At 63.8% G+C, this 12,813-nt stretch carries 12 protein-coding genes; 1 reads left to right on the top strand and 11 read right to left on the bottom strand.

Annotated features, from left to right (window positions below):
* From BRAO375_RS11695 to BRAO375_RS11645, 11 genes are all read right to left on the bottom strand, one after another.
* Window positions 1-505 (bottom strand): HAD family hydrolase (locus BRAO375_RS11695; RefSeq protein WP_035640028.1); only part of this gene is annotated, 505 nt, incomplete at its 3' end.
* Between the two features lie 9 nt (window positions 506-514).
* Window positions 515-1,552: a zinc-binding dehydrogenase gene (locus tag BRAO375_RS11690; RefSeq protein WP_009027679.1), complete on the bottom strand. Its 1,038-nt coding sequence runs from the start codon at window positions 1,550-1,552 to the stop codon at window positions 515-517.
* A gap of 8 nt (window positions 1,553-1,560) precedes the next feature.
* Entirely contained in the window at window positions 1,561-2,484 is a 924-nt protein-coding gene (locus BRAO375_RS11685; protein WP_009027678.1) for a transketolase family protein, read from the bottom strand.
* Complete coding sequence (locus BRAO375_RS11680; protein ID WP_009027677.1) at window positions 2,481-3,329, bottom strand: transketolase; 849 nt, start codon at window positions 3,327-3,329, stop codon at window positions 2,481-2,483. The genes BRAO375_RS11685 and BRAO375_RS11680 overlap by 4 nt, the downstream gene beginning before the upstream one ends.
* Window positions 3,330-3,371: 42 nt before the next feature.
* Entirely contained in the window at window positions 3,372-4,370 is a 999-nt protein-coding gene (locus tag BRAO375_RS11675) for an NAD-dependent epimerase/dehydratase family protein (RefSeq protein ID WP_009027676.1), read from the bottom strand.
* A 12-nt stretch (window positions 4,371-4,382) separates the two neighbouring features.
* On the bottom strand, window positions 4,383-4,991 hold the full coding sequence (locus tag BRAO375_RS11670; RefSeq protein WP_035640025.1) for an SIS domain-containing protein: 609 nt from the start codon (window positions 4,989-4,991) through the stop codon (window positions 4,383-4,385).
* Window positions 4,988-5,926: an NAD-dependent epimerase/dehydratase family protein gene (locus BRAO375_RS11665; protein WP_009027674.1), complete on the bottom strand. Its 939-nt coding sequence runs from the start codon at window positions 5,924-5,926 to the stop codon at window positions 4,988-4,990. The genes BRAO375_RS11670 and BRAO375_RS11665 overlap by 4 nt, the downstream gene beginning before the upstream one ends.
* Before the next feature lie 108 nt (window positions 5,927-6,034).
* Window positions 6,035-6,757, bottom strand: a complete 723-nt coding sequence (locus BRAO375_RS11660; protein ID WP_009027673.1) for a nucleotidyltransferase family protein — start codon at window positions 6,755-6,757, stop codon at window positions 6,035-6,037.
* Window positions 6,758-6,766: 9 nt separating this feature from the next.
* On the bottom strand, window positions 6,767-8,260 hold the full coding sequence (locus BRAO375_RS11655; RefSeq protein WP_085964491.1) for a PfkB family carbohydrate kinase: 1,494 nt from the start codon (window positions 8,258-8,260) through the stop codon (window positions 6,767-6,769).
* 415 nt (window positions 8,261-8,675) lie between these two features.
* Complete coding sequence (locus tag BRAO375_RS11650; protein ID WP_009027671.1) at window positions 8,676-9,803, bottom strand: hypothetical protein; 1,128 nt, start codon at window positions 9,801-9,803, stop codon at window positions 8,676-8,678.
* An 18-nt stretch (window positions 9,804-9,821) separates the two neighbouring features.
* Window positions 9,822-11,327, bottom strand: a complete 1,506-nt coding sequence (locus BRAO375_RS11645; protein WP_009027670.1) for an MBOAT family O-acyltransferase — start codon at window positions 11,325-11,327, stop codon at window positions 9,822-9,824.
* Between the two features lie 243 nt (window positions 11,328-11,570).
* Between BRAO375_RS11645 and BRAO375_RS11640 the strand changes: the two genes are divergently transcribed.
* Window positions 11,571-12,755: an acyltransferase family protein gene (locus BRAO375_RS11640; protein ID WP_083842468.1), complete on the top strand. Its 1,185-nt coding sequence runs from the start codon at window positions 11,571-11,573 to the stop codon at window positions 12,753-12,755.
* Window positions 12,756-12,813: the final 58 nt, after the last annotated feature.

The following is a 12,813-nucleotide window of genomic DNA, read 5'->3' as shown; positions in this document are numbered from 1 at the left end:
TGCCGTCCGGGAATCCGCTCATGCCCAGGATCTCCGGCAGATCGTCGACGAAGACCTCGCAGGCCAACGCATGTGCGCGGGCGACCTTCTCGTCCTTGGTCAGTTCGAAGAACACCCTGTCAGGCGCGATCTGGCTGGCGGCCGATCCCATCAGGCCGCGATCGATCAGGAAGCCGCGCGCGGCGGCGTGCATGTCGTGCTTGGGCCCGAGAATGGGGTGCTTGGTCTTATGGCTGACGATGAACAGGTCGTGGCCGGCGGCGCGGGCCGCGGTCACGAACTCGGCGAAGCCGGGGTAGGGCGACACCAGGTCCATGCGGGCGCCGTAGACATAGCCCTGCAGCTCGGTGAAGTCGTCCTTGCGCCCCGAGCCGTTGAGATGGTCGCGCACGCTATTCTTGTCGCGGCCGAGGTCGGCCGGGATCAGGCCGCGCTCCAGCGCGGCCGCATGAAACACGCCGTCATAGCAGGCGATCGTGTTGTCGAAGTCGATCCCGATCCGCATGGCCTGATCTTAAGCCAGCGACATGTCGATCAGCGGACGGCCGACCTTGCCGGCGGCGAGGTCCTGCAGCGCCTGGTCAGCCTGGGCGAGGCTGTAGGGCTTGGACAGGAGGTCGCGCACCGGGAAGCGGCCGGAGCTCAAGAGCCGGCCGTAGCGCCCGTAATCGCGATCCGGCACGCTGTCGCCGCCCCAGGTGCCGAGCAGGCTCTTGCCCTGGTTGAAGACGCCGGGGTTCAGGGTCAGCGCCGCGCCGTGCTTGGCATTGCCGATCACGACCGCGCGGCCGCCCTGCTGGCGGGTGGCGTTGATCGCCTGATCCATCACGCCCGGAATGCCGGAGGATTCGACCGCGAGATCAACGCCCTGCGGCACGATCTTCTTGATCTCGGCCAGCACGTCGGAGGCCGCGTCGATGACATGGGTCGCGCCGTAGATCTGCGCCAGCGCGCGACGCGTCGGGTTGGGATCGATGCCGATCACCGGCATCGCGCCGGCGAGGGCGGCGGCCATCAGCGCGTTGAGGCCAATGCCGCCGGTGCCGAACACGGCGACCGCGTCGCCCGGCTGCACCTTCAGCACGTTGTAGACTGCGCCCATGCCGGTCGGCGCGGCGCAGCCGAGCAGCACCGCGACATCCATCGGCAGGTCCGGCGACAGCAGGGTCAGGCGGTTCTCGCTGACCACCGAGTGACGCTGGAAGGTGGTGACGCCGCCGGCGTTGACCTTCTTGCCGTCCCAATCATAGACGGCGCCGCCGGCCTCGATGCCGGTGCCCTTGATCCAGGACAGCACGACCTTGTCGCCGACCTTGACCTTGGTGACGGCGCTGCCGGTCTCGATCACCGTGCCGGTGCCCTCATGGCCGAGGCAATGCGGCACCCATTTGTCTTCGCCCTTGTCGCCGCGCCACTCCATCACCTGGGTGCCGCAGGCACCGGAATAGGCGATCTCGACCAGCACCTGGCCCGGCTTCAAGGCGGGCGTCTCGATCTCGGCGAGCACGAGCGGCTGGCCAGTCTGGACCAGGAGGGCAGCTTGGGTCTTCATGTGATGTCTCAGCTCAAGGCGTGGATGATCTTGTCCGCGATCTGGTGGCCGGTCAGGCCGAGCACCTCGCGGGCATATTCCTGCTCACCGGATTTCTTGAAGAAGGCATCCGGGGTCCCGAAGCGCAGGAATTTCTTCGCGTGCGTCTCGCTGTCGACGAGCCACTCGGAGACCGCCGCGCCGAAGCCACCGATCAGCGAATGCTCCTCGATGGTGGCGACCAGCTTGAAGCGGCTGAAGGCCTGCTTGAGCTTGTCCTCATCCAGCGGCTTCACCGTGTGGAAGCTGACGACCTCCGCGGAGATGCCCTTCTCCTTCAACTTATGTGCGGCTTCAATGGCTTCGGGCAGCATGTTGCCGGTCGAGAGCAGGCACACGTCGGAGCCTTCCTCGATCGTGATCGCCTTGCCGATCTTGAAATCCGTGATGGGGCCCTTGTGAACGACCGGCTCACCCTTCTTGCCCATGCGGATGTAGACCGGTCGGTCCTGCTGCATCGCCGCGCGCAGCGCGCCGCGCACCTCGAAGGCATCGCCCGGGCAGATCACGACCATGTTCGGGATCGAGCGCAGGAACGAGATGTCCTCGCAGGCGTGATGGGTGGGCCCAAGGCCGGAATAGGCGAGGCCGGCGCCGACGGCGACGATTGTCACGGGCGCCTCGTGATAGCAGACGTCGGTGCGGATCTGCTCCAGGCAGCGCGTCGTCACGAACGGCGTGATCGTATAGGCGACCGGGCGCAGGCCGTTCATGGCCATGCCGGCGGCGACGCCCATCATGTTGGCCTCGGCGACGCCGCAGTTGAAGAAGCGGCTCGGGTGCTTGTCCTTGAACTTGTCGAACAGCCGGTTGCCGATGTCGCCCGACAGCATGACGACGCGCGGGTCGTCATTGCCGAGCTTGGTCAGTTCGTCCGCGAACGCGTTTCTCATGACAGGCCGAGCTCCTTGAACGACTTGACGACTTCCTCAGCGGTGGGGGCGCGATAGTGCCAGTTGTTGTCGTCCTCCATGAACGACACGCCCTTGCCCTTGACGGTGTGGGCGATCAGCGCCACCGGCTTGCCCGAGCCGTTCGGGATGTTCTGCATGGCTTCCGCCAGTGCGCCGACGTCATGGCCGTCGATCTCGTGGGCGTCCCAGCCGAAGGCCGCCCATTTGTCGCGCAGCGGCGCCAGCATCAGGGTCTCGTTGGAGCGCGCGGTCGCCTGCCACTTGTTGTAGTCGACGACGACGCAGACGTTCTCGAGCTTCTGGGCGGCAGCGAACATCGCCGCCTCCCACACCGAGCCCTCGTTGTTCTCACCGTCGGACAGCAGGGCAAATACGCGAAAATTCTCGCCCTTGATGCGGCCGGCCAGCGCCATGCCGCAGCCGAGTGGCAGGCCGTGGCCGAGCGAGCCGGTGGCGGCCTCGACGCCGGGCAAGAGGTTCGCCGGCGGATGCTCGGCGAGCCGGCCGCCGTCCTGGCAATAGGTGTCGAGCTCCTCGATCGGGAAGTAGCCCTTCATGGCAAGCGTCGCGAACAGCGCCGCGGCGGCGTGGCCCTTGGACAGGATGAAGCGATCGCGCTGCGGATCGGTCGGGTTCTTGGGATCGATGTTCAGGACGTGCCAATAGGCCGCGGTCATCGCATCGGCGCAGGACAGCGACGACGCGAGATGCGCGGCCTGCGCCTTGTGCGACATCTCGATGATCTTGCCGCGCAGCTTGGCGGCCTGCGCCTTCAGGGCGGCCACGTCGGGCTTGGCCGCGGTGTTCCGGACTGCCACGTTCATCGTGCTCTCCAGTCGCGCCCCCCGGGGAGGCGCAGGAATAAATCAGGGTTTATGCTCGTACTTGGTCGGCAGCTTGGCCATGACATCCTCGAAGCGCCGCGCCCAGGCGATGACGTCGTCAATGCCCTGTTCCAGCGAGTAGGTGTCGCGCCAGCCGAGCTCGGTGCGCAGCTTGAAGCTGTCGAGCGTGTAGGCGGTGTCCTTGCCCGGCCGCTCGGGGCCGATCTCGACGCAATCCTCGAAGTTCTTGCCGAGCCGGGCGAGGATCATCTCGACCAAAGTGCGGATCGAGACCAGCTCGTAGCCGGAGATGTGATAGGTCTCGCCGAGCTTGCCGCTGCGGCCGATCTTCACCGTCGCATCCGACACGTCGGTCATGTGGATGAACACGCGCACCGACTTGCCGCCGCCGTCGAGCCGCAGCTTCTGGCCGGTCATCGCCGCCACGATGGTCCGCGGCACGATGCGGTAGAGCTGCTGGCCCGGGCCGTAAACGTTGGCGGCGCGGGTGAACACGACAGGGAACTGGTAGTTGGCGAAATAGGTGCGCAGGCTCATGTCGCCGGCCGCGCGCGACACCGCGTAGGGTGTCGACGGATTGAACGGCGCGTCCTCGCGCACCCAGCCCTCGGTCGAGCCGTAGACTTCCGGCGTCGTGACGTGGACGTAGCGGTCGAGACCGTCATAGTTGCGCAGGATATCGTGCAGGCGGACCGCGGACACGACGTTGGTCATCATCCAGTGGTCCGGATACAGCCAGCTTTCGCCGACCATGCTCTGCGCCGCGAAGTTTACGACATGGGTCGGCCGCTCCGCGGCGAGCAGGGCCTTCAGCGCTTCGAGATCGTGGTTCAGGTCGACACGCTTGAACCGCACGGAGCCCGGGCGCTTCTGCCATTTGTAGGGCAGGAACGCGTCATGCGGCTCGTCGGAGCGGCTGGTGGCGATCACGTCGTGACCGGCCGCGGCCAGGAAGTCGACGAAGGTTGCGCCCGAGAAGGAGTTCGAGCCAAGGATCAGGTACTTTTCGTTCGCAGCCATCGTCTCTGTCCGTCAGACCTCGCGCGTCGTGATGATGTCGCCACGCTGGGCGTACAGCCACTGCATGATCATGTGGCCGATCACCATCTGCGCGTCCTCGGCGATCTGCATGTCGTCGACGGCGAAGTGGATCGGCACGTCCGCGAGCGCCTTGGCCTTGCCGCCGGTGAAGCCGAGCACGGCATAGGAGGTCATGCCGATCTTCTTGCCCTCTTCGAGGGCCTTCAGAATGTTCGGCGAGTTGCCGGAGCCGGAGAAGGTGATCAGCACGTCGCCCTTGCGCGCGAGCACCGCGAGCTGCAGCGAAAACACCTGGTCGTAGCCTTCATCATTGGCGAGGCAGGTGATCACCGAGGGGTTCGACGACAACGAATGCACCCGCAGGCCCGAGCCTGGGGTCTTCGACAGCGCGTAGAGGAAATCGTTGGCGAGGTGGTTGGCGTTGCCGCCGCTGCCGCCATTGCCGCAGAAGAACACCTGCCGGCCAGTCTGCCAGCAGTCGCGCAGGTCGTAGGCGAGCTTCTCGACCGGAGCCCAGTCGAAATCCTTCAGCACGGTGCTGAAACGGCTTGTGTAGTCGGCGAACAGGCTGCCGGGAGTCTTGAAGGCGAGAACGTTCATTTCACGACCTCCTTCTCCATCCATTTCAGATTGTACCAGCGGTCCTCGTTCTTGAGCTGGCCCTGCGAGTACATGCCGATGATTTCCTTGATCGCGTCCTCCACCGTCTTTTTCGGACGGAAGCCGGTCGCAAGCAGGCGATCGGAGTTGACGCGATAGCTGCGCGGATCGTTCGAGGGCGTCACGATGACCTCGGCCGGCACGTGCTTGGTGACCATATTGGCAATGTCGAGGATCGAGATGTTCTCGAAGCCCGCATTGTAGACACCGGTGTGCTCGGGATGATCGAGCAGGAAGAGATAGAGATCGGTGATGTCGTCGATGTGGATGTTCGGCCGGGTCTGGTCGCCGCCGAACACCGTGATGCGGCCGTTCATGAGCGCCTGCATCGTCAGCATGTTCACCGACACGTCGAGCCGCTGCCGCGGAGAGTAGCCGCACACGGTCGCCGGGCGCACGATCTGCACCACCATGTCGTCCTTGTAGGACAGCACGATGCGCTCGCCGCACATCTTGGTCTTGTTGTACTCCGAGATCGGCAGCAGCTCGAGATCCTCGGTGACCTGCTCCTCTTCCTTCACGCCGTAGACGCTGCCGGAAGACGCGTAGATGAAGCGCTTGATGCCGTGACGGTAGGCGCGATCGGCGAGCTGCATCGTGGCGAGGCAGGAGATCTCCCAGGTCAGCTTCGGGTCGAGATCGCCACACGGATCATTGGCGACGCTCGAGAGATGGATGATGGCATCGACGCCGGTCAGGTCGATCGCGTCGGGATTGCGGACGTCACCCTGGACCACGGTCAGATCCGGATGCGGCTCGAGGAAGTTGCCGAACCACATGATGTCGAATGCAACGACCTTGTGGCCAGCCTTCAGGAGCTTCGGCACGAGCACGCTGCCCTTGTAGCCGCACGCTCCGGTCACGAATATCTTCATCTGCGCAATCCCCGTGGCTCGCCTGTCGTGTCGCCTGCTGGCGCGTCGCGCGCACCTTTATGCAAATTGGCAGAAGAAGGCGACCAGCCCGGCGGCCATAGCCGCCCGTCAAGCGTCCCCGCCACGGCGCGGTTCGTGCTTAAACTCCAAATGGGCCCGGCGCAAGCTCTCCGGGTTGCCGATATCCCGATGATAACCGCTGGTTTCCACGCACAAAATGCGTCCGATATAGTTGGGGATGATTTCGGTGGAGAGATCGACGACCGGCTTTCCCAGTGCCGCGATGTCCGTGATTACAGCGGGATCGAACACGTAGACCGCGCCATTGGCGAGGTTCCCGGGCGGATTTGCGACCTTCTCGTGGAAGGCGAGCACCCGGTGCTGATCATCCAGCTCGAGAATCCCGCAAGAGCTCGGATCGTCGGTCCGGAATGCGAGCATCGTCATGATGCAGCCTTCGGGTCGGCCCTGATGCGCAGCGAGCAGCCCCTTCACGTCGAAATCCGTCAAATTATCCGCGTGGGCCACCAGGAACGGCTGGTCGCCGAACCAGGCGCGGTTGGCGAGCACAGTCCCGCCGGTGCCGAGCAGTTCATCTTCGTGAACGAGATCGATACGGTCGCGCCAGCGCGATTGCGCGACATGCGCGCGGACCTGCCCGGCAAGCCAATGCGTGTTCAACAGCGCCCGCTCGATGCCGCCCTCGAACACAAGGTCGAGCCAATAGTCCAGCAACGGCCGGTCATGCACGCGCACGAGGCATTTCGGCGTCGTGTTGGTCAGCGGACGCAGCCGGCTTCCGATGCCGGCGGCGAGCAGAAGGGCGCGCATGACGACATCCTATTCCTGGCTGAAGCCGGTCTCGTCGATCTCCCGCACCAGCTCGGCGGTCGTCAGCGGCAGGTTGCCGACGCGCGACACCTGGAGAGCGGCGGCCAGCGAGCCCAGATAGGACGCTTGCCAGATATCGGCGCCGGCGCGCAGGCCCATCGAGCAGGCCATGAAGAAGCTGTCGCCGGCACCGGAAACGTCCTTCGGGGAGGGATTGAACGCCGGCAGGCGGTCGGAGGTGAAGATGCCCTCTGCCATGGTGTTGATCAGCGCGCCTTCGGCGCCAAGCGTGATCACCAGGTTCTTGGTGCGGGCGCGCTCGACCAGCCGCTCGCTGATCACGGCGAGGCCCGAGATGAAGTCGTTCAGCGCGACGCGGGCCTCGCGCTCGGTCGGCGTGAGCAGGGTCATGCCCTTGAAGCGGGAGACGTCGCCGGTCTGCGAGGACACCTGGCTGTCGGCCGCCATCATCACGCCCTGGGCGCGGGCGCGATCGGCGATCGCGTCGACCAGATCCTGCGGCAGGCAGCCGTAGTTGAAGCAGGAGAACAGCAGCAGGTCGCAGGTCTTCAAGGCACGCTCGACAGAAGTCAGCATCTGCCGCTGCAGGTCGGCATCGGAGGCGTGCTGGCGCAGGTGATTGACGCGCAGCAGCGTCTTGTTGAGCGCGCGGAAACGCTGCTTGCGGGTGGTCGGCCGGCTCTGGTCGGTGAAGGCGTTGAAGTTGACGCCGTGCTGCTCGAGCGTGCTGCGCGCGAACCGCGCCGCCTCGTCGTCGCCGACCAGGGTGAAGAACTTCACGTCGGCGCCGAGGCCATGCGCATGCGCCGCGACAGCGCCGGCGCCGCCGACGAAGGTGCGGGTCATCAGCGGCGTCACGACGATGGTCGGATCCTCCTGCGACATGCCGACGGCGTCGCAGGTCACGTATTCATCGACGATCAGGTCGCCGATGACGGCCACCCGCATGCCGGAGAGCTTGCGGAGCAGATCCTTCAGGTTCGAGATCTCGAAGCCGTGGCGCTTGGGAAACTCCAGCGGCTTGCGGACGGTGGAAATGTCAATGTTCGCATCGCGCTCCAGCAGCGACAGCGACGCGAAGCGCAACTCGCCCGACGAGAAGATCAGGCGGCCGCCATAGGCGTCCACAGCTTCCTGCTCGGGATTGGCGCGGTCCTCGAACTCCTTGCCCTTGACGACGACGGTCGGCTTCAGATGCGAGATGAAATCGGAGGCGGTCGTTTCCAAGCGCACAACATGGTGCACAAAGGCGATCGAGCGCACATTTTCCAGCCGCATGTCCTGCGCCAGGGTCACGCCCGGCGTGGAATCGGCGTTCACGCCGACCACGAGCACGTCGGCCTGCTCGGCGGCGAACTTCAAAAGCCGTAAATGCCCGGGGTGCACGACGTTGAAGTTGCCTGACACGAAGGCAATCGTCTGCCCGGAATCGCAGGATGCTCGAATCGTTTGAAAGGCAGCGTTGGCCGGAACGTCTATCATCTGATGCAAAAAATCGGCCTCCGGCGACGGCTGTGCGCGCGACCTGCGCGTTGGCACTGCCCATTCTCGAACTCCTGGCAGAATCGGATCAATAGTCCAAACGGCTGGCGCAGAGAAGCCAGCGGTCTCAAAAATTCCGCCTCATCTGTGTCCCCATCAACGCCAAAAACCGAGCATTGCCAAGGCAGGTGGCCGCGAAGCCAGAGAATCTCCGAGCGGAACTGGTGAACGGGCGCAACTGATCGACAGCGGTATGATACTAAACTTTGACGTAAAACAGGCAGAGCCACAAACCGTGGTTCCGCGACGTGGCTCTGCAGCGGCTGCTACGACATAGTCCTGCAGGCGTATGGCCGATGATAGGATCTGTTGGGTTGTCCCAGCAGGCGTTCGCCGCTCTCAATCGCGTCTCTATTCAGGGAGCGCGCGGAGGCGCGGTGCGCGAGGCCGTGATGGCCCGAAAACTCGGGAGGCGCTCAAGCTCCTTCAGGAAGTCCGCGGTGAAGGCTTGTGCGCCATCGTGGTCCAAGTGTCCGCCGCCGTCCCCCGACGTATACGCCGTCTTGCGGAGGATCAGAACATCGAGGCCGAGAGCCTGCCCGATCTGCTGCACGCGAAGTGGACAGAACCCCCAATATGGGACGAGCATCAGCGCCGCCGTGCTGCCGATGCTGGCCGTGAACGTCCTTGCCTTTGCGATCTCGTCGGCCGATGCCGCGCAATTCTGGTCCCGTGTCAGTTGGATCGGAGGATTGTGGGAAGGCTCGAGATATTGCGGCATGCGGTCGAGATGCCAATCGCCATGCTCGATGTTTCGCCAAAGCGGGAGGCCGGGCCCCGGCAGCAGGACCGATTTGATGGCCGCCGGCAGGTGTGAGGCAAGGTACTGCTGAATGCGCCAGCGCGTGTTGCGAAGCGCGACGGTGACATAGCCCTTGAGCCTGCCATGACGAACCACCTGGGCGGCCGAGCCGGAGCCGGACATCCCAAGATCCTCCAGCTTGACATCGAAGAAGCTGCCGCCCTTGTCGTCTGCGTTGAGGAGCCAGAGTTTCGGATGCAGTTGCCACCGGACGGCAACTTGGCGCAGAAACTCGCCGCTGGCATCGCCAGCCGATGCCATGTTGTAGATCTTCACACCGTGCTTGCGCTCGAACTCCCGAAGCTGCGCCGGATCGAAGCCCCACAGCACCATCGAATGGCCGAGCAGGATGACGTCGGCCTCGCGCGCGCGTTCGATCGACTGGCCGATCCCATGATAGAGAATGTCGCGGTCCTGGATCTCCTTGCTCATCCAGTCGCCGTAGTTGCGGTAGAAACGATAATCATCGTCGAGCGGAATCTGTCCGAGATGATCGATTTTCGAGAGCGGGCCTCCGATCGTCAGACAGATCGCGGCGAGCCCGAGAACGGTCGCGATCGCGGCGCTGATCAGAGTCCTGACGTAGCGCGTGATCGCAGCGGAGGATTTCAGCCCCTCCGCCTGGCGTGACGCATACGCGGTCTGTGGCGTGGCGTCGTCAACGATCCGATGTTCCAACACGTCGTGCTCCGGCGAATGTCAGAACTGGAAATAGAGAAACTGCGTTCCGTCGCCAGCGAGAAGGCTGACCAGCAGCGCCGCCGAGCAGACCAGGGACGCCGCGACGGCCCAACCGGTGGTCGGGCGCCAGTGCAAGTCAACCAGGCTCCAGCCCCGCGGATTGTTGTAGCTCTTGAGGCCGACGTTCCAGCGTTCGAACATGGCGTTGACGTTGGGGAGCGCCAGGCAGGCCGCGTAGCCGGCGATCACGGCCGCGAGCGACAGCCAGGTCACCGTGGTGGTGGGCGCGATCTGCTCGTTCAGCGACGCTCCAACCATGGCGCGGAGCACACGACCGGCGATCCTGGGAGTTTCGGCGCGGAAGAAGACCCATGCGATGACCACGGCCAGCTGGGTCAGCACCAGCGCCGATGCGACATACCAGATGCTGTTCACGTGCCGTTGCAGCACCGGCGAGCGATCGACGGTCTCGCGCCACACATGATTGACGATCAGGTAGCCGCCGTGGAGTGCGCCCCAGATCACGAACGTGAAGCCGGCGCCGTGCCAGAGGCCGCCGATCACCATCGTGAGAAACAGGTTCAGGCGGCGCCGGTTGCTGCCGTGACGGTTGCCGCCGAGAGGTATGTACAGATAATCCCTGAGGAAGCGCGACAGGGTGATGTGCCAGCGGCGCCAGAATTCGATGATGCTGCGGGACTTGTAGGGGGCGTCGAAATTGAATGGAAGGCGGATGCCGAACAGCAGCGACAGTCCGATCGCCATGTCCGAATAGCCGGAGAAGTCGAAGTAGATCTGCAGCGAGTAGGCCAGCGCACCGCCCCAGGCATCGATCGCATGAAGATGAAACCGGCTCGCTGTCTGGAAGACGGGATTTGCGATCAGCGCAAATCCGTCCGCGATCACCGCCTTCTTGAACAATCCGATGATGAAGATGGTCAGGCCGGTGGCGACGCGCTCGACCGATACGCTCTTGCTTTCATCCGAGCCGAACTGCGGCATCATCTCCCGGTGATGCAGGATCGGTCCTGCGATCAGATGCGGAAAATAGGTCACGAACAGGGTGTATTTGACGAAGTTGCGCTCGGTTGCGACGCCGGCATAGACGTCGGCAAGATAGGCCAGCTGCGTGAACGTGAAAAACGAGATCCCCAGCGGCAGCGCGATGTCCAGATGTGAATGCCGGGTGCGCATGATCGCATCGAAGATATCGATGCCGAAATTCGTGTACTTGAAGAAGGCGAGCGCGAGGAGGTTTGCGGCGACGGCCACCGCGAACAGCCGGGTTCGCGCGGGTTTGGATGTCTGCGCGGAGATCAGCAGTCCAAGGACATAGTTGACGATGATTGACGTCACGATGATCGGGACGAAGCCGATGTCCCAATTGGCGTAGAACACCAGCGACGCCGCAGCCAGCCAGGCGAGACGTGGAGTTGGATCGGCGAAATGACGTCCGATAAGAAAATAGCCGGCGAAGGTCACCGGCAAGAACAGGAAGATGAATTCGAATTGGGTGAAGAGCATGACGAAAGGCCAAGGCAGCACGGGGCGGGGACCGTACCAACTCTGACCGGGCCTGCCAAGCTTGGCGCCGTCGCCCCGACATCGACCCGGCGAATGCGCGGCGCTGGGCAGGCGATCCGCCGCGATGAATGCCTCGGACACAAGGATCTGCTTGGGAAAACGTGTCGGGGCTGCTAGCAGTCCTCCTCGAACGATTGAGGGGGAGAAGGAATTTTGGGGCGAGACGTTTCCAAAGCCGGCGAAATGGCGCGGCGGCCGTTTCTCGACGGCTTGCGAGGGAGCGCCGCGTGCATCGTCTTCTTCGGACACCTCATCCTGGCCGTCTTCCCGGGGATGGTCAGCTTCAAGGCGGCCGAGATCCACTTTCCCGCGGAGATGTGGCTCGGCGTTTCACTCCTGAGCTGGCTCTGGAAGGGATCCTTTGCCGTCTGCATCTTCTTCGTGCTCAGCGGCTACGTGCTGGCGGGCTTCAGCGAGGCGACGACGCTGAGCTTGCCGGCCCAGATCGTGCGGCGCTACCTGCGGCTCGCGGTGCCGATGCTCATGACCTCGACGATTGCCTGGGCCATCATGGCTGCGGGAATGATGCGCAACGTCGAGGCCGCCCATCTGGTGACCCACAGCGACTGGCTCGCAATGTGGTATCAGGGTTTCGAGCCGAGCTTCTGGAGCATGGTGCGCGAGGCGCTGTACGATGCGTTTCGCAACGGCCGCGCCGACTACAATTCCAATCTGTGGACCATGCGCATCGAGCTCATCGGCTCGATCACGATCTTCCTGGCCTATGTCTGCATCCGCAATCGAATGGTCCGAATTGGGGCCGCCGCTCTCTATCTGGCCTGGAGCTACGATTCCTACTACGCGCTCTTCGCCTTCGGCGTTCTGTTCTACGAGCTGGAAGGACAGGTCGGCGCTGCTTTCGCGCGCTGGCTGCCTTCGGAGCGGGGGCGAGAGATCCTGGTCGCACTCGTTTTTGTCGTCGGGCTCTATTTCGGAGCGTACTCGCACACGCCGGAGGGGATGGTGGCGTCCTGGCATCCCTTTTTTCCGAGGAGTCTGCCGACCACGGCCTTTCACATGATCGGAGCCATCATCGTGGTCGGCGCGCTTCTGTATAGCCGCAGCCTGCAATCCGCATTTGGCAGTGCCTTCGGCCGCTATCTCGGAAAGCTGTCCTTCGTCCTCTACCTGGTTCACATTCCCATCATCTGCAGCGTCAGCAGCGGCTCCGCATTGGCGCTCAGTCATTTGCCCTACGGGGCAAATGTGGCGATCACGGCGGTCGTCACGATCTCGGTGGTGTTCGCCGTCTCGACGTTGCTCTACCGCACGGTCGACGTCGCCACGACCGAATGGTCCCGGAAGGCGGGCTTGAATTTTGATCGGTTGCTGCCGGACGACAGTGGGCAATCATCTGTCCGAAGCTAAGCCGGTGCTCCCGCCTCGGAGCGGGTTCAATCCGCCGCCGAGCGCTATGCATTTGACC

This window comes from Bradyrhizobium sp. ORS 375 (genome assembly GCF_000239775.1).
In the GTDB taxonomy this organism is placed as follows: Bacteria; Pseudomonadota; Alphaproteobacteria; order Rhizobiales; family Xanthobacteraceae; genus Bradyrhizobium.
Note: the sequence above shows the minus strand (reverse complement) of the source record. Positions and strands in the feature narration are given on the sequence as shown.